Genomic DNA, 16,526 nt, shown 5'->3' with positions numbered 1-16,526 from the left:
GGTAGGATATTTTTTGAAAAAGTATTATGGAATGGCTGCGGCGGCGGGCTTCTTGTTTCTGGTTCTTTTAACCATTCAAGTGAACCGAGTGACCGCAGTCACCCCAACAAAGAGTGCAAGTATCGCTCGTTCAACAAATCAAGCAACAACGAGTGAAACAACAGAAACAAATGAAAAAGAGCCAAATGGGAACACGCAAGAGTCACAAGAACAAGCAAGTGCTAGTGATGAAGTGAACGAAGAGGATTTTCCAACTGTCTCATTGGATGATTGGTCATTGGTTTTGGTAGGCCCAAACAATAAAATCAAAAGCGAAATTGCCCAAAAAGATTTAGGGAAATTGTCGAATGGCTATCTCGTCGATCAACGCATCGTTTCAGCTTATGAAAAGCTGGCAGATGCCGCAAAAGCTGCAGGACATCCTTTGGTGATGGTCTCTGCCTACCGTTCAGTCGCGTATCAAGAGGAGATATTCAATGCCAATGTCAACACCCTGATGAGTCAAGGTCATACAAAAGAAGAAGCAATTCGGATCACGAAACTGACCTTTACTGAGCCTGGCTATAGCGAACACCATACTGGGCTTGCTGTTGATGTTGTGGATCAGGATTGGTATCAAAATCATACAGGAGAACTGCTCAATGAGGGGTTCGGTGATACTGAGGGTGGAAAATGGCTACAAGCTCATGCAAGGGAGTATGGGTTTATCATCCGTTACCCGAAAGGAAAACATGCTATTACGCAAATCGATTATGAGCCTTGGCATCTACGATATGTAGGGGTCGAAGTGGCAACCTACATTGAGGAGCAGGAGTTGACCTTTGAAGAGTTTCTGGAAGAAGCAAAAGAACACATCGCTCGAAAAGAAGCAGAACTGTCCTCTCACGAATGGGAAGATCCTTTGGCAGAGGACTGGATCTATGAGGGGTCTCTTGCTAAAAGTCAGGAAATCAGTGAGCTTACACAAGATGAGTTGTTGCTGAATGGAGGCAATTTGTTTTCTGAAAATGTGTTTAGTCAGACAAAGGAAGTGAAAAAATGAGCGCAAGACGAAAAAAACAGAAGACTCGTTTCCCATTAGTCTTTCTAGGGTTATTCTTGATTGGGATTGCTTTTATTTTTTCCTTGAATAGTTTGGCAGACCCCCTTCCAAAAGAGGAAGAAACAAACACGGAAGCCATCTCCCATGAAGAATTTATTGATCGCATCGCTCCTTACGCACAAGAACTGCAAAAGGGCTACGGGATTTTACCAAGTATCATTATTGGACAGGCAATCCTTGAATCAGATTGGGGTCAAAGTTCTCTAGCCAGTGAATACAATAATTTATTTGGAATTAAGTCATTTGGCCATTCAAAAAAGGTGACATTAGATACCCAAGAGTTTTATAATGGAGAATGGGTCACGATTCAAGGAGATTTTCGTGTCTATGATACTTGGGAAGAATCAATGGATGATCATACGATGTTGTTTGTAAATGGTGTGGATTGGAATCCTGCACTTTATGTAAATGTCTTGACAGCAAACGACTACCGCAGTGCCGCACAAGCATTACAAGATGCAGGGTATGCAACGGATCCGGATTATGCCAGCAAAATCATTCAAGTAATTGAAACCTACCAATTGAATCGATTTGATCAATAAGAAAAGAGAGTTGGCTGCTTATGGAAGAAAAATATATGCCAAAAATCACCACTGATTTGCGTAAAGATATCGTGAAAGTGCCTAAAGTTATTCGAGAGGCTAGCGGTATTCAAATATTTGGAAAACAAATCCGCTCCATTATTTTCACAACGGATATTGCGATCATCCGTAATACAAATGCGGATGCTGTGATTGCGGTCTATCCCTTTACACCACACCCAGCAATTACGAAAGCAATCATCGAAGCAGCGGACATTCCAGTGTTTTCTGGTGTCGGCGGGGGCTTGACCCAAGGATTTCGCTCGTCTTATATGAGCATGTTTGCTGAAGCCCAAGGGTCGATCGGGGTCGTCTTAAACGGACCAACGCCACTGAAAACTGTGGAGCAAGTCTGTAAAGTTGTAGATATTCCCGTTATCAGTACCGTAACGAGTAAGTATACCGAAATTGATGCGAAGCTTGAAGCTGGTGTGAAAGTCATCAATATCAGTGCTGGCAAGGACACAGCAGATACCGTGGCTTTCTTCCGTAAAAAATATCCGAAGCTGCCGATCATCGCAACCGGTGGACCAACCGATGAAAGCATCTTAGAAACGATTGAAGCAGGCGCTAATGCCATCACCTACACGCCGCCGTCCAATGGGGAGCTTTTCAGTAAAAAGATGGAACACTATCGCGATATGGAGAAGCCAGAGTAGGAAATGATCCACAAATGAGAATATTTTTATTTATAAAGGGCATTCCATGCTTGTGTTTTTAATCAAAGACAGGCATAATCGAATCTATCATTTAAAAATTACTTGTATATCGTCGAAATATGGTCGACAGTCTCTACCCGATACCGTAAATATCGGACTATAAGTAAAAATCGTGCCTGTTAGACACTTTTTTTGCTTTGGCAAAAAGAGTGTCTTTTTTTTCAGGATGGAATAGAAAGGAACGAGGAGAGCTAGGATGGAAAAATTAGTTGAGCGTATCAAAACACACGGAAATGTGCTGGGCGAAGGGGTTCTTAAAGTGGACCAATTTTTGACCCACCAAGTGGATTATGAGTTGATGAAAGAAATCGGTGCAGTCTTCGCGGAACGGTTTCAAGGAAGCGGCATCACAAAAGTAGTGACCATCGAAGCTTCAGGGATCGCACCAGCCCTTTATACTGCAGAACAGTTACAAGTACCAATGATCTTTGCCCGTAAAGCAAAGAGTTTGACAATGGATGAAGAGCTGCTGACTGCATCTGTCTATTCCTTTACCAAGCAAGTGACCAGCCAAGTATCGATTTCCAAGAAATTTTTGTCTTCAGAGGATACGGTCTTGATTATTGATGATTTTTTAGCAAACGGACAAGCAGCAAAAGGCTTGATCGAACTGTGTCAACAAGCAGGAGCCAACGTCGTCGGTATCGGTATCGTGATTGAAAAATCATTCCAAAGTGGTCGACAATTACTTGAAGAAATGGGGATTCCTGTTGTTTCACTAGCACGGATCGCCTCATTGTCTGAGGGACAAGTCAGCTTTTTAGAAGGAGATGCCTAATGAAAGAAACGAATAGCCGTTCAGCAGTTTTAGGCTTGCAACATTTGCTAGCGATGTATGCAGGAGCTGTTGCCGTTCCTTTGTTGATTGGAACAGGTTTGGGCTTCAATGAAGCTCAGATGACGTATTTGATCTCGATCGATATTTTCATGTGCGGAATCGCTACGCTTTTGCAACTAGTTGTTACCCGCTTTTTCGGGATCGGCCTACCAGTCGTTTTAGGCTGTGCCATCCAAGCTGTCTCCCCATTGATTTTGATTGGCACCAAATCAGGGATCAGTGCGATTTACGGAGCGATCATTGCCGCTGGGATTTTCATTGTTCTGATCGCTGGCATTTTTTCGAAAATCAAAGTCTTGTTTCCCCCATTGGTGACGGGAACCGTGATTACCGTCATCGGCTTGACCTTGATTCCAGTCGCCATCACTAAAATCGGTGGAGGCGATGCTGCAGCTGCTAACTTTGGTGATCCAACGAATTTATTGTTAGGCTTTGTGACGATTGCCTTGATCATTGGGGTGCAGGTCTTTGGGAAAGGCTTTATTCGCTCGATTGCCGTTTTGATCGGTTTGATCGGTGGGACCATTTTAGCAGCGCTCTTAGGATTGGTGGATCTTTCTGCCATCGCCCATGCGCCTGTGTTTCATTTGCCTCAGCCTTTTTATTTTGGCTTACCAACCTTTGATCTGTGGTCGATCGTTTTGATGATCATTATTTCCATCGTGAGTCTGGTAGAGTCCACTGGCGTTTATTTTGCGCTGGGAGATATTACTGAAAAACCGATTACAGGCAATGACTTAAAGCGCGGCTATCGTGCGGAAGGCTTGGCGGTGATCCTTGGGGGGATCTTCAATACATTTCCTTATACTGGATTTTCACAAAATGTAGGTTTGGTTCAACTTTCAGGTATTAAGACGCGACGCCCGATTTTCTTTTCAGCTATCTTTTTGATCGTATTAGGGCTGTTTCCAAAAGTTGGTGCCATTGCGCAAATCATTCCAGAAGCAGTACTGGGAGGCGGCATGTTAGTGATGTTTGGCATGGTCGCTGTTCAAGGGATGCGAATGCTGAGCAAAGTTGATTTTATGAATGACAAGAACTTGTTAGTGATTGCGGTATCGATCGGTTTTGGGTTAGGGTTCAATATGATGCCAACCTTATTCAGTCAGATGCCTGAAACCGTCCAAATGTTTACAGGCAATGGGATCGTCATGAGTAGTTTGACAGCCATTGTTTTGAATCTGTTCTTCAATGGATTGCCGAAAGAAACAGACGAAGTGACGGAATTGAGCTTGCAACAGTAAGTTGATTTGATCCAGACGAGGATTCGTCTGGATTTTTTGTATTGTTCCTTTATTTGTCTTTTTCCTACCAAACAGAAAGACTGAATAGTTTTCTTAGCCATAAAAACGAACGATATAAAGATAAACTAGCAAATAGTTCGAAAATATTTTGACATTGCTCCGGCAACTCGTTACTATTTAAAGGTGAAAGTGATTGTTAGTCATAACGTGTTATGCATGGGGCGTTGGGTTGCAGTGACAAACTGCTGCTAACAAACTAATTTCGTGAGAAAATACTTCTGAGCTTGTTTCAGAAGAAACTAGTAAAAAATCGTTGGAGGGAAAATCAAATGAAACCAGCAGTTGCAGTGATTATGGGGAGCAAGTCAGATTGGGAAACAATGAAGGAGTGCTGCTTGATTTTAGATGAGTTAGCGATACCTTATCAGAAAAAAGTCGTTTCGGCACATCGTACACCAGATTTGATGTTCGAATTTGCCGAAACTGCTCGTGCAGAAGGAATCAAAGTCATTGTCGCAGGAGCAGGAGGAGCAGCTCATTTGCCAGGAATGGTCGCAGCGAAAACAACGTTGCCCGTCATTGGTGTGCCTGTACAATCTCGCGCATTAAACGGGTTGGATTCCCTACTATCGATCGTGCAGATGCCAGCTGGGGTACCAGTGGCAACAACAGCGATCGGAAAAGCTGGCGCAACTAACGCAGGACTACTTGCAGCGCAGATGCTTTCCATGTATGATTTAGAGATAGCGGAGAAATTAAACGCGCGAAGAAATACATTAAAAGAAATTGTATTGGAAAGTAGTGATCAACTTGATTAAACCTTTAATGCCCAACGCAACGATCGGAATCGTTGGCGGAGGACAGCTAGGTCGTATGATGGCAATGAGTGCCAAAGAAATGGGCTTTCGGGTTGGCGTCTTAGACCCTACTGCCAATTGTCCAACAGCCCAAGTCGCTGATTGGCATATTGTTGCTGCCTACGATGATGTGTTTGCTTTAGAAGAAATGGCTCGACGTGCCGACGTGATCACCTATGAATTCGAAAATGTCAGTGTCGAGGCTTTGAATTCCATTTTGCCTTATTCCCATATCCCTCAAGGGACTGACCTGTTAGCAATCACTCAAGACCGTTTATTAGAAAAGTCATTTCTAGAGGCTAACAATATCGTAATTGCACCTTATGCCACGATCATCAGTCCAACGGATATCCAAGATGCCATCGACAGTATCGGTTATCCCTGTGTGTTAAAAACGACTAGAGGCGGTTATGACGGAAAAGGGCAGCACGTGTTATACAGTACCGCGGACTTAGCGCCTTCGATGAACTTACTGCGTGAAGGGACGTGCGAATTAGAAGCGTGGATTCCTTTTGAAAAAGAATTGTCGATTTTAGTTGCTGGTAATGGAGAAACCTTTACCACTTTCCCAGTGGTAGAAAACATCCACCGCAACAATATTTTGCATCAAACGATCGCTCCTGCGCGCATTGATCCAGAAGTTGCCGAAGAAGCCAAACGGATCGCTCATATTATTGCGAAGGCCTTGGATCTGCAAGGCGTTTTAGCCATCGAAATGTTCTTGACTAAAAGTGGCGGCTTGTATGTCAATGAGTTGGCACCGCGACCGCATAATTCTGGTCACTATTCGATCGAAGCTTGTTCCATGAGTCAGTTTGATGCCCATATCCGGGGGATCTGTGGCTGGCCATTACCAGAAGTGTCATTGCTTTCACCAGCAGTCATGGTCAATGTCTTAGGCGATGAATTGACAGAAACGTATGAGTTGATTGCCACAAAACCTGCTTGGCAATTCCATTACTATGGCAAAGAAGAAGCGAAAACCGGGCGTAAAATGGGTCATATCACTGTTTTGACAGAAGATATCGCAGAGACCACTGAAGAAATCTATCAAACCAATATTTGGGATTAAAGGAGATAATAACATGTTAGAGCGTTACACAAGACCAGAAATGGGTGCTATTTGGACCGATCAAAACCGTTACCAAGCGTGGTTAGAAGTAGAAATATTGGCGGATGAAGCTTGGGCGGAACTAGGGGAGATACCGAAAGAGGATGTTGCTTTGATTCGTGAAAAAGCAACCTTCGATATCGACCGTATCTTAGAGATCGAAGCGCAAACGCGACATGATGTGGTTGCTTTTACCCGAGCAGTCTCTGAATCTTTAGGTGATGAAAGTAAATGGGTCCACTACGGCTTGACGTCGACGGATGTTGTTGATACTGCGTATGGCTACTTGATGAAGCAAGCCAACGACTTGATTCGGGAAGATTTAAATCGTTTTGTGACGATCATTGGTGAAAAAGCCAAAGAATACAAACATACCGTAATGATGGGACGTACCCATGGTGTACATGCGGAACCAACGACCTTTGGCTTGAAATTAGCCTTATGGTATGCGGAAATGAAACGCAATGTCGAGCGTTTTGAGCGGGCAGCAAAAGGGGTCGAAGCAGGAAAGATCAGCGGAGCAGTTGGAACCTTTGCAAATATTCCACCGTTTGTCGAAGAGTATGTCTGTGAAAAATTAGGGATTCGTGCGCAAGATATTTCCACACAAGTACTACCTCGTGACTTGCATGCAGAGTATTTCTCTGCAATGGCGTTGATCGCAACTAGCATTGAGAAATTTGCAACCGAAATCCGGGGCTTACAAAAATCAGAAACCCGAGAAGTTGAAGAATTCTTCGCCAAAGGACAAAAAGGTTCTTCTGCCATGCCCCATAAGCGTAACCCAATCGGTTCTGAAAATATGGCGGGACTTGCACGAGTCGTTCGCGGCCATATGGTGACAGCATATGAAAATGTCTCACTGTGGCATGAACGGGATATCTCACATTCATCGGCAGAACGGATCATTATTCCGGATACGACGATTTTGATCGATTATATGCTGAATCGCTTTGGCAATATCGTCAAAAATCTGACAGTTTTCCCAGAGAATATGAAGCGCAATATGAATGCGACCTTTGGATTGATCTACAGCCAACGAGTAATGTTGAAATTGATCGATCACGGAATGACAAGAGAGCAAGCCTATGACTTGGTTCAGCCAAAAACAGCGCAAGCTTGGGATGAGCAAACGGATTTCCGTCCACTATTAGAAGCTGATCCAGCCATTACAGATGTGTTGACCAAAGCAGACTTAGACGATGCGTTTGATTACAACCATCATTTAAAACAAGTCGACACGATCTTTGAACGTGTCGGTTTAGCCGAATAAGAAAAAAGCCGCAACCTTCAGATCCGTGTCTGAAGGTTGCGGCTTTTTTTAATAATGTTCAGCTAAGTAGGTCAATAGCTCAGGTGCTAAACCAGTTGCTGATTGGTTTTCTTGACGATCTTCTAGCATGGAGACCATCAGAAATCCTTGGTCTTGCGAATCAAAGGCAAATAAGAAGCTGTTTTCCTGGCCTTTTTCATCTTGCTTTTCTTTGATTTCAGCTGTTCCTGTCTTAGCAGCCAATGGAATGTTTAATGCTGCCAAGGAATGTGCAGTTCCGTTTGGATCGGAAACAACGGCGGTCAAATCTTGATTGATTTGATCGATCGTTTCTGCTTTAAAGACTTCTTTGTCTTTTTGCTCTGCCTCTTTCACTAAACGGGGATAGACCAGCTTCCCTTGATTGGCAAAGACGGAGTAAATAGCCGCTTGCTGGATTGGATTCAATAGCAATTCTCCTTGGCCATAGCCGGTATCTGCCAGTAAAATGTCCGAATTGAAGGAGTCTTCATTTGAAATTTGAGCAGGATTCATCGCGATCGGTAAATCCAATGTTTCACCAAAAATCAACTTCGACAAGCCGTCACGAAAGGCATCTTCGCCCATAGATAAAGTTTGTTGCGCCATATAAATGTTATCAGAGTATACCAGTGCATCCTTGAGATTCACAGAAGCTACATCAGTAACTCTCGTCACAAAGTAGTCGCCCCACGAGCTATCTTTTTGCCATTTCAATCCATCGATTGCGATACTCTGCGTAGGATCGATCGTGCCATTTTCCAAGCCGATCGCACCAGTGATGGCCTTAAAGGTCGAACCAGGTGCATAGGCCGTAGCAAAGCGGCTGATGAAAGGCAGGTCTTCATTTTGTTCATACGCATCATAATCTTCTTGTGAGATCCCTTGGGTCATTTTATTGGGATCATAACTTGGCGAGCTGGCAAGTACCAACAGATCGCCAGTTTTGGGTTCGGTAACGACCGTTGCTCCTGCTTGGTTTTGTAAGGAGTCAAACGCCGTCTTTTGGGCTTGGGAATCAATAGTCAATTGGATATCCTTGCCATCTGCGCGTTCTTTTTCTAACAGGACGGCTTTCTCAGCACCATCTTCATCTGTGATGGCGATTTTTCCGCCGTTTTCTCCTCGCAACTCTTTATCGAAGGCAGCTTCCAGACCACTACGACCAATTTGTCCGTTGCTTGCTAGTGTTTCATCTTTTTCGATATCTTCCGCTGTTACATTTCCTAAGTAACCAATCAGTTGGGCGGCAGCTTCCCCAAGTGGGTAAGTGCGTCCAGTCGTTTCTTTTAAACTTGTTCCAGTTGGCATTTCATCCGTTGGTTCGATGATCTTCAAGGGGACGAACAACTCATCTTGAACCCAAGATTGCCCCAACGCTTGATTGATGGCTTCTTCTGTCAGGTCGAAACGTTCCGCGATCGCTTTGATATTGGCGTTTTTTTCGTCTCCCGTGCCCAGTTGCCCCGGAACGACGCCTAACTGATAAAGCGTGCCATTTTCTGCTAGTGGTTCGTTGTTTCGGTCGAGAATCTCACCGCGAGTGGCATTATCTACGGAAATACTGACTTTGTCTTGTCCCTCCATTCCTGGAAAGATCAACTGAGGGGACCAATCGATCTTGGCTTCGTTATCAGCTACAGTGATCGTGCCACTATAAGAAAGCTCGGTTAATTCACCTAACGAGGTGGTCAAGGAACCGTTGTATTGGAAATTGAATTGATCGGAATCCTTGTCATTAGGAGTTACCTCAATCCCAGATGCTTTAAATGATTCGGCACCGATACCAGTGAAGATCGCTTCGTATTTTGCAGAGACTTCGTCTGCGGTAAAGCCGGTTGATGCTAAACTGTCTTCAGACACGAAGGCAGGCAAGTCACTGTACTTCTGATCGGCCAAAGCGTCGATAAAGGAAGTGAGGGCTTTTTTAGCAGCGGCTTCTTCTTGCCGATCCTGATAGACGGTATAACCATAATAGCCGCCGCCTAGTACCAATAAGGCGGCAGGAAGTGCCAACCAGACGAAGCGCTTGGGCTTTTTCGCTGGCTTTTCGTTGCGAGAGCGCCGATTTTCTGACATATTATTGTTCCTCCTTCAAAGCCGTCATACGGGCATGATAAAGCGGCAACAGCGTTTGATAAACTGCTAAAATATCCGCCATCTCAACGTCTTCGATCATTTCTTTCGGAAAAATCTTTCCAATTTGAAGCTCGCTTTTTTTGACTTTCTTCAATCGTTCCAGATAGGTTGGCCACATGGCGATAGGGTGGTGGTCGTATTTTGTGTGATCAGGAGAAAGTGTAAAGTCAGCTGGTAATTGATCGAATAATTCTTTTTGGGCCAACCAAGATTCAGCGATCGTTGCCTGATTTTTCGGTTGGTCGATCACGCTGAGCCAAACAAAGACATACGCTTGATTGATCCCAATTTGAAAGTGGGCATCCATTTTATAGCCTCGTTTGTTCGGACCGATCCCTGCCCAGGTTTCGGCAGGAGGGTAGACGGTTCTGCGTCGGTGCTGAGCAATATGCAAATAAAAAGGCTCTTGGCAGCTTTCTTCAATTAATGGGATCGCTGTCTCACCGATCGTTTGAAAAATCGGCTGAATCTCGGCACGGATTTTTTCCATTCGTTCGTCTAATGTTTCTAAAGAAAAAGCATCAAATGATTGTTTCGTAAATAGCATAATCGTATCCTTTCTGTTGTCTGAAAATAGTATAACAAAAAAAGCCCGATAAATTACGGGCTTTTGTTTATTTTACCTTTTTTTATCGAAGGATACTCAGTCAATTTGCCGCTGGACTCAATTTAAACGTTGGTGTCTGGCTTTGTTCCTTCAAAAGATGCAAAAGATCATCCAAGAAAGAAAAGTCCATTTCTTCTAAATTAAAATAAATCCGAAAAGAATACGTATGTTTAAATAAGCTTTGGCGATGGATTTGATGAATGATCAATTCGTCATTGCGCTCATTTTGAAATTGTAGAACACGCTTTTGTTCTTCGGCATAATGAGGGCGCGCCCCTTTTTTGAAGGGACTGAATAAATAGAAACTTGTTTGTTGGTTGATGGAAAGGATTTGCTGCACGGCCAATAATTCGTTATGGAGCTGTTGTTTTTCTTTGTCTGATAAATGAGCTAAAAAAAGTTCAGCACGATTCTTTAGCGACCACATATAGTACTCCTCCTTGAATGTAGCTACAATACGACCTAAATATAGCATGAAAAAAGAATATTGTAAACGCTTTATAAATCCTTCACTGCTTCTAAAGAGGAATCTGCTTTCAACCAACTAGGTAAAAAGCGAACATTCGTGTTTATTAATATGTAAATGTACAGATAATCGTTGACCCGCTTTTTCTGCGTTGTTAGAATAATAAGCAAATAAAGATGTGTGTCATCGCTATGTGAAAAATATTACTTAACTGAGGTGGATTATGGAATCAGAAGTGCTTCTTTATGAAGGAAAAGCCAAAAAATTGTTTAAAACCAACGAAGAGGATGTATTGAGAGTCGTTTATTTGGATCAAGCTACTGCATTGAATGGTCAAAAGAAAGATGCCGTTGTAGGAAAGGGTGCCTTGAACAATCAGATCACTGCGCATCTTTTTCAGCGGCTAGCCGACAAAAACGTCCCAAGTCACTTTCTTCAATTAGTGTCTAAACACGAACAATTAATTCGATCTGTCACCATGATTCCTTTAGAAGTCGTTGTTCGCAACACGGCTGCTGGTAGTTTTTCAAAGCGCTTGGGCATCGAAGAAGGAACCAAACTGCCAAAGCCGATCGTAGAGTTTTACTACAAAGAAGATCGCTTGGATGATCCGTTTATCAATGATGATCATGTGTTTTATCTAGGGCTTGCCTCAGAAGAGGAGCTGGACCAGATCAAAACATTGGCGCTGCAAGTCAACGCTGCGTTACTGGAAATCTTTGCGAACATCAACATTCGCTTGATCGATTTTAAAATCGAGATCGGCAAAACCAAAAAGGGCGAGTTGCTTCTGGCTGATGAGATTTCACCAGATACTTGTCGTTTATGGGATATGGGGACAAATGAGCATCTTGATAAAGATGTTTATCGACGTGATTTAGGGGACATCGTTCCTGTTTATGAAGAAGTCTTAAATCGTTTAGAAAAGGAGAATTCAGCATGTATTTAGTCAAAGTTTATGTAACCTATAAGGAATCTGTTTTAGACCCTCAAGGAGAAGCTGTGAAAGGAGCGGTTCATCGCTTGGGGTATCAAGATGTCAGTGATATTCGGATCGGGAAATACTTTGAAATCAAAGTGACACCTTCAAACAATCAAACACAAGCAGCTGTAGCAGAAGAAATCGAAGCGATCTGCGACAAGCTTTTGGCAAATGTCAATATGGAAACCTACCGTTATGAAATGGTTCAAATGGAGGAAGCGGCCCTATGAAATTTGCAGTGATCGTTTTTCCTGGATCAAATTGTGATGTTGATTTGATGTGGGCAATCAAAGATATCATGGGGGCAGAAGCAGAATATGTGCGCCATGATGCAGACAGTTTAGCCGGTTTTGACGGTGTTTTGCTTCCAGGAGGATTTTCTTATGGTGATTACTTAAGATGCGGAGCGATTGCCCGTTTTTCTACGATCATGTCAGAGGTCATTCGTTTGGCAAATGAAGGCAAACCTGTCTTTGGTACCTGCAATGGGTTTCAAATTTTAACGGAAGCGGGCTTGTTACCAGGGGTTTTACAAAGAAATGAATCACTCCATTTTATTTGCAAACCGGTCCGTCTGCAAGTGAATAATCAAACAGCTTTTACTTCTGAGTATGAAACGGATCAAGTCATTACGCTTCCTGTCGCTCATGGTGAGGGCAATTATTATTGTGATGAAACGACTTATCAGGAATTGGTTGCCAACAATCAAATCGTTTTCCGTTATGAAGATAACGTCAACGGTAGCCTACACAACATCGCTGGTATCTGTAATAAAGCTGGCAATGTTCTAGGCATGATGCCTCATCCAGAACGAGCGATGGAAAGCTTATTAGGCTCAGAAGATGGCAAGAAGTTTTTTGCTTCATTATTGAAAAATTTTGGGAAGGTGCCGGTAAATGGATAAAATGATCGTAAAAGAACCTACACCACAAGAAATCAAAGACACGAAATTATACGAGCAATGGGGATTGACCCAAGAAGAATATCGGATGATCTCAGAAGATATTTTGGGACGTTTACCGAACTATACCGAAACTGGACTCTTTTCAGTGATGTGGAGTGAACATTGTTCTTACAAAAATTCCAAACCTGTTTTGCGGAAATTCCCGACAGAAGGGCCGCAAGTACTGCAAGGGCCTGGAGAAGGTGCGGGTATCGTGGATATCGGCGATGATCTAGCCGTCGTTTTTAAAGCGGAAAGCCATAATCATCCTTCCGCGGTGGAACCTTATGAAGGAGCAGCAACTGGTGTTGGTGGGATCATCCGCGACATCTTCAGTATGGGTGCAAGACCGATTGCTGTTTTAGACTCCTTACGATTTGGTGAGTTAGATAATCCAAGAACGAAATATCTTTTGGAAGAAGTCGTTGCTGGGATCAGTGGCTATGGCAACTGTATTGGGATTCCGACCGTCGGTGGTGAAGTGGCATTTGATCCTTGTTATGAAGGCAATCCATTAGTCAATGCGATGTGTGTAGGGATCATTGCTCACAAGGATATTCAAAAAGGGCAGGCCAAAGGTGTTGGAAACACCATCATGTATGTCGGCGCAAAAACAGGACGCGACGGGATACATGGGGCGACTTTTGCATCGGAAGAATTTGTCGAAGGGGAAGAACAACAACGTTCCGCCGTACAAGTCGGTGATCCTTTTATGGAAAAACTTTTGTTGGAAGCTTGTTTGGAATTGATCGTGGATCATTCGGACATTTTAGTCGGAATTCAAGATATGGGTGCTGCCGGATTGGTTTCTTCTAGTGCCGAGATGGCATCAAAAGCCGGATCAGGGTTGCGTTTAACGTTAGATGATGTTCCACAACGAGAAACCAATATGACGCCTTATGAAATGATGTTGTCAGAATCTCAAGAGCGGATGCTGATCTGTGTCAAAAAAGGACATGAAACTGAAGTGGAAGCACTCTTTAAGAAATACGATCTAGAAGCCGTCGTGATCGGTGAAGTAACAGATGATGGCAACTATCGTTTGTTCCATCACGGACAGGAAGTCGCTAATTTGCCAGTAGATGCTTTAGCTGAAGATGCGCCGACTTACTACAAAGAGATGGCAGAACCGAAACGGATCAAAGTGTTTAAGGAAACACCAGACTTTGTTCCAGTGATTCATTCAGCAACGTCTGTATTTGCCGATCTACTGCAGCAGCCGACGATCGCTTCAAAATGCTCGATTTTTGAAACCTACGACTCGCAAGTTCGTACCAATACCGTGGTAGGACCCGGCAGTGATGCCGCTGTTTTACGAATCAAGGGAACCAATAAAGCCTTGGCGATGACGACTGACTGTAATGCTCGTTACCTGTACTTAGATCCAGAAGTCGGCGGACAGATCGCAGTTGCAGAAGCTGCTCGAAATATCGTCGCTTCCGGTGGGCGTCCATTGGCGATCACTGACTGCCTTAACTTCGGCTCGCCAGATAAACCAGAAGGATTCTGGGAGTTATCCACGGCTGCTGACGGGATCTCAGAAGCTTGTCGTGTGCTAGAGACACCAGTCATTTCTGGGAACGTCTCCTTATACAACGAAACGGACGGACAATCGGTCTATCCAACGCCGGTAATTGGGATGGTCGGATTGATCGAAGAGCTGGCGCATATCACGACGCAGCATTTCCAAGCAGCAGGGGATGTGATCTATGTCTTAGGGGAAACCCATGCTGACTTCAATGGATCTGAATTGCAAAAACTGCAGACAGGAAAGATCGCTGGGCGTTTAATGTCCTTTGACCTTGATACAGAAAAAATGAACCAACAATTGGTTACCGCAGCGATTCAAGCAGGTCTTGTTCAAAGTGCCCACGACTGTGCCGAAGGTGGTTTAGCGATCGCTTTAGCCGAATCCGCTTTTGACAAGGGCTTTGGTCTACATGTGACCGTGTCATTGCCAGCAGCACAATTGTTTTCAGAAACCCAATCCCGTTTTGTGCTTTCAGTCGCACCTGATAAGCAAGCAGCTTTTGAAGCACTGGTAGGCGCTGCTGCAACAGCGATCGGGGAAGTGACTGCTGATGGCCAGATTCGCATGCAAGCACAAGATGATACGATCGAGATGCCCCTTGCTGAGGCGAAATTGAAATGGGAGGAAGCCATTCCATGTTTAATGAAGTAAAGAGCCTCAACGAGGAATGTGGGGTTTTTGGTGTTTGGGGTCATCCAGATGCCGCTCGTGTCACCTATTTCGGACTACACAGTTTGCAACATCGCGGCCAAGAAGGTGCTGGGATCGTCACGAATGATGCGGGAAAACTCAATGGTCACCGTGATTTAGGGTTGCTAGCGGAAGTGTTTTCGGATGAACGTGTCCTCCAGCGTCTGACAGGAGAGGCTGCCATTGGTCACGTTCGCTACGCAACTGCTGGTAATGGCAGCGTTGATAATATTCAACCATTTTTATTCAAATTTTTTGATCAGCAGATTGGCTTAGCTCATAACGGCAACTTGACGAATGCGAAAAGTCTACGGAAATCCTTAGAAAAGGCTGGTGCGATTTTCCACTCGAATTCCGATACAGAGATTCTCATGCACTTGATCCGTCGCAGCGAAGAACCGCTTTTTATGGATCGGGTCAAGGAGGCATTAAATCAAGTTAAAGGTGGATTTGCGTACCTTTTACTGACCGAAAATGCCATGATCGCAGCACTAGACCCCAATGGCTTTCGGCCATTGTCAATCGGGAAAATGGTCAATGGTGCTTATGTGGTGGCTTCAGAAACCTGTGCGTTGGAAGTCATCGGTGCGGAATTTATTCGTGATGTCCGACCAGGCGAAGTCGTGATCATTGATGATGCAGGCATTCAAATTGAACAGTATACCCAAGAAGTACAACCTGCGATATGTTCGATGGAGTTTATCTATTTTGCCCGTCCTGATTCCAACATCGCTGGGGTCAACGTCCATCGTGCCCGTAAAAATATGGGCCGTCGCTTAGCACAAGAGGCGCCGATCGAAGCGGATATGGTCATTGGTGTACCGAATTCATCCTTATCTGCTGCCAGCGGGTACGCAGAAGCATCAGGTATTCCCTATGAATTAGGCTTAGTAAAAAATCAATACATCGCACGAACGTTTATTCAACCGACGCAGGAGTTAAGGGAACAAGGTGTACGGATGAAGCTCTCAGCTGTTCGTGGCGTAGTCGAAGGCAAACGAGTGATTCTAGTCGACGATTCGATCGTCCGAGGAACCACCAGCCGCCGTATCGTGCAACTGCTAAAAGAAGCAGGTGCCAAAGAAGTTCATGTACGTATCGGTTCGCCGCCTTTGCGCTATCCGTGTTTTTACGGGATCGACATTCAAACAAGAAAAGAATTGATCGCAGCCAAATATACGGAAGCTGAAATTTGTGAAAAAATCGAAGCAGATTCTTTGGCCTTTTTAAGTGAAGACGGGTTGATCGAAGCGATCGGTTTAGATTTTGACGCACCTTACTCAGGCTTATGTATGGCCTATTTCAATGGCGATTATCCAACCCCTTTGTATGATTATGAAGAAAACTATCTCGCGTCTTTAGCTGAATAAATTGTAGGCAAAAATGGTTTTTCAAACGAAGCAGTGAAGGATCGCTGGTTTACTT

Annotated in this window: 16 protein-coding genes and 1 riboswitch; of the genes, 13 read left to right on the top strand and 3 right to left on the bottom strand. The window is 44.0% G+C overall.

The window, feature by feature from the left end:
* Positions 1-31 precede the first annotated feature (31 nt).
* The 8 genes from IGI71_RS09890 to purB all read left to right on the top strand — a co-directional run bounded on the left by IGI71_RS09890 (position 32) and on the right by purB (position 7,725).
* Complete coding sequence (locus IGI71_RS09890) at positions 32-1,042, top strand: M15 family metallopeptidase (RefSeq protein WP_430616352.1); 1,011 nt, start codon at positions 32-34, stop codon at positions 1,040-1,042.
* Positions 1,039-1,644, top strand: coding sequence for a glycoside hydrolase family 73 protein (locus IGI71_RS09885; RefSeq protein ID WP_005229997.1), 606 nt, complete (start codon positions 1,039-1,041; stop codon positions 1,642-1,644). The genes IGI71_RS09890 and IGI71_RS09885 overlap by 4 nt, the downstream gene beginning before the upstream one ends.
* A 20-nt stretch (positions 1,645-1,664) precedes the next feature.
* Positions 1,665-2,342 carry a hypothetical protein gene (locus tag IGI71_RS09880; RefSeq protein WP_010749577.1) on the top strand — a complete coding sequence of 226 codons (678 nt, stop codon included), beginning with the start codon at positions 1,665-1,667 and terminating at the stop codon, positions 2,340-2,342.
* An 82-nt stretch (positions 2,343-2,424) separates the two neighbouring features.
* Positions 2,425-2,522: riboswitch (purine riboswitch) on the top strand.
* A gap of 76 nt (positions 2,523-2,598) precedes the next feature.
* Positions 2,599-3,180 carry a xanthine phosphoribosyltransferase gene (locus IGI71_RS09875; protein ID WP_010749578.1) on the top strand — a complete coding sequence of 194 codons (582 nt, stop codon included), beginning with the start codon at positions 2,599-2,601 and terminating at the stop codon, positions 3,178-3,180.
* Positions 3,180-4,484, top strand: a complete 1,305-nt coding sequence (locus IGI71_RS09870; RefSeq protein ID WP_010749579.1) for a nucleobase:cation symporter-2 family protein — start codon at positions 3,180-3,182, stop codon at positions 4,482-4,484. Before IGI71_RS09875 ends, IGI71_RS09870 begins: the two co-directional genes overlap by 1 nt.
* Before the next feature lie 329 nt (positions 4,485-4,813).
* Complete coding sequence (gene purE / locus IGI71_RS09865; RefSeq protein WP_010749580.1) at positions 4,814-5,302, top strand: 5-(carboxyamino)imidazole ribonucleotide mutase; 489 nt, start codon at positions 4,814-4,816, stop codon at positions 5,300-5,302.
* Entirely contained in the window at positions 5,286-6,413 is a 1,128-nt protein-coding gene (gene purK, locus IGI71_RS09860; RefSeq protein WP_015509893.1) for a 5-(carboxyamino)imidazole ribonucleotide synthase, read from the top strand. The genes purE and purK overlap by 17 nt, the downstream gene beginning before the upstream one ends.
* A 13-nt stretch (positions 6,414-6,426) precedes the next feature.
* Positions 6,427-7,725, top strand: a complete 1,299-nt coding sequence (gene purB, locus IGI71_RS09855; protein WP_077453800.1) for an adenylosuccinate lyase — start codon at positions 6,427-6,429, stop codon at positions 7,723-7,725.
* A 48-nt stretch (positions 7,726-7,773) separates the two neighbouring features.
* Here the strand turns inward: purB and IGI71_RS09850 are convergent, their stop codons facing one another.
* The 3 genes from IGI71_RS09850 to IGI71_RS09840 all read right to left on the bottom strand — a co-directional run bounded on the left by IGI71_RS09850 (position 7,774) and on the right by IGI71_RS09840 (position 10,964).
* Positions 7,774-9,822: a penicillin-binding transpeptidase domain-containing protein gene (locus tag IGI71_RS09850; protein ID WP_074932674.1), complete on the bottom strand. Its 2,049-nt coding sequence runs from the start codon at positions 9,820-9,822 to the stop codon at positions 7,774-7,776.
* A gap of 1 nt (position 9,823) precedes the next feature.
* Positions 9,824-10,429 carry a DUF1054 domain-containing protein gene (locus IGI71_RS09845; RefSeq protein WP_074932671.1) on the bottom strand — a complete coding sequence of 202 codons (606 nt, stop codon included), beginning with the start codon at positions 10,427-10,429 and terminating at the stop codon, positions 9,824-9,826.
* Between the two features lie 100 nt (positions 10,430-10,529).
* On the bottom strand, positions 10,530-10,964 hold the full coding sequence (locus IGI71_RS09840; RefSeq protein ID WP_016611022.1) for a hypothetical protein: 435 nt from the start codon (positions 10,962-10,964) through the stop codon (positions 10,530-10,532).
* Between the two features lie 214 nt (positions 10,965-11,178).
* Here IGI71_RS09840 and purC point away from each other — a divergent pair, with 214 nt between their 5' ends.
* From purC to purF, 5 genes are read left to right on the top strand one after another with little or no spacing between them, the layout of a single operon-like run.
* Entirely contained in the window at positions 11,179-11,904 is a 726-nt protein-coding gene (purC, locus tag IGI71_RS09835; RefSeq protein WP_010749586.1) for a phosphoribosylaminoimidazolesuccinocarboxamide synthase, read from the top strand.
* Positions 11,895-12,167 carry a phosphoribosylformylglycinamidine synthase subunit PurS gene (purS, locus tag IGI71_RS09830; RefSeq protein ID WP_010749587.1) on the top strand — a complete coding sequence of 91 codons (273 nt, stop codon included), beginning with the start codon at positions 11,895-11,897 and terminating at the stop codon, positions 12,165-12,167. The genes purC and purS overlap by 10 nt, the downstream gene beginning before the upstream one ends.
* Complete coding sequence (gene purQ / locus IGI71_RS09825; protein ID WP_010749588.1) at positions 12,164-12,841, top strand: phosphoribosylformylglycinamidine synthase subunit PurQ; 678 nt, start codon at positions 12,164-12,166, stop codon at positions 12,839-12,841. The genes purS and purQ overlap by 4 nt, the downstream gene beginning before the upstream one ends.
* Positions 12,834-15,062 carry a phosphoribosylformylglycinamidine synthase subunit PurL gene (gene purL / locus IGI71_RS09820; protein ID WP_430615587.1) on the top strand — a complete coding sequence of 743 codons (2,229 nt, stop codon included), beginning with the start codon at positions 12,834-12,836 and terminating at the stop codon, positions 15,060-15,062. Before purQ ends, purL begins: the two co-directional genes overlap by 8 nt.
* Complete coding sequence (purF, locus tag IGI71_RS09815; protein WP_016611027.1) at positions 15,047-16,471, top strand: amidophosphoribosyltransferase; 1,425 nt, start codon at positions 15,047-15,049, stop codon at positions 16,469-16,471. The genes purL and purF overlap by 16 nt, the downstream gene beginning before the upstream one ends.
* Positions 16,472-16,526: the final 55 nt, after the last annotated feature.

The organism is Enterococcus sp. DIV1279b (assembly GCF_050531515.1).
Taxonomy (GTDB): domain Bacteria; phylum Bacillota; class Bacilli; order Lactobacillales; family Enterococcaceae; genus Enterococcus_D; species Enterococcus_D casseliflavus.
This window is presented reverse-complemented; position numbering and strand designations above follow the sequence as displayed.

What these genes read in the sequence shown, in the direction of transcription:
- IGI71_RS09890 (WP_430616352.1), top strand. Translation starts at nt 32, where the DNA reads ATGGCTGCGGCGGCGGGCTTCTTGTTTCTGGTTCTTTTAACCATTCAA.
- IGI71_RS09885 (WP_005229997.1), top strand. Translation starts at nt 1,039, where the DNA reads ATGAGCGCAAGACGAAAAAAACAGAAGACTCGTTTCCCATTAGTCTTT.
- IGI71_RS09880 (WP_010749577.1), top strand. Translation starts at nt 1,665, where the DNA reads ATGGAAGAAAAATATATGCCAAAAATCACCACTGATTTGCGTAAAGAT.
- IGI71_RS09875 (WP_010749578.1), top strand. Translation starts at nt 2,599, where the DNA reads ATGGAAAAATTAGTTGAGCGTATCAAAACACACGGAAATGTGCTGGGC.
- IGI71_RS09870 (WP_010749579.1), top strand. Translation starts at nt 3,180, where the DNA reads ATGAAAGAAACGAATAGCCGTTCAGCAGTTTTAGGCTTGCAACATTTG.
- purE (WP_010749580.1), top strand. Translation starts at nt 4,814, where the DNA reads ATGAAACCAGCAGTTGCAGTGATTATGGGGAGCAAGTCAGATTGGGAA.
- purB (WP_077453800.1), top strand. Translation starts at nt 6,427, where the DNA reads ATGTTAGAGCGTTACACAAGACCAGAAATGGGTGCTATTTGGACCGAT.
- IGI71_RS09850 (WP_074932674.1), bottom strand. Translation starts at nt 9,822, where the DNA reads ATGTCAGAAAATCGGCGCTCTCGCAACGAAAAGCCAGCGAAAAAGCCC.
- IGI71_RS09845 (WP_074932671.1), bottom strand. Translation starts at nt 10,429, where the DNA reads ATGCTATTTACGAAACAATCATTTGATGCTTTTTCTTTAGAAACATTA.
- IGI71_RS09840 (WP_016611022.1), bottom strand. Translation starts at nt 10,964, where the DNA reads ATGCTATATTTAGGTCGTATTGTAGCTACATTCAAGGAGGAGTACTAT.
- purC (WP_010749586.1), top strand. Translation starts at nt 11,179, where the DNA reads ATGGAATCAGAAGTGCTTCTTTATGAAGGAAAAGCCAAAAAATTGTTT.
- purS (WP_010749587.1), top strand. Translation starts at nt 11,895, where the DNA reads ATGTATTTAGTCAAAGTTTATGTAACCTATAAGGAATCTGTTTTAGAC.
- purQ (WP_010749588.1), top strand. Translation starts at nt 12,164, where the DNA reads ATGAAATTTGCAGTGATCGTTTTTCCTGGATCAAATTGTGATGTTGAT.
- purL (WP_430615587.1), top strand. Translation starts at nt 12,834, where the DNA reads ATGGATAAAATGATCGTAAAAGAACCTACACCACAAGAAATCAAAGAC.
- purF (WP_016611027.1), top strand. Translation starts at nt 15,047, where the DNA reads ATGTTTAATGAAGTAAAGAGCCTCAACGAGGAATGTGGGGTTTTTGGT.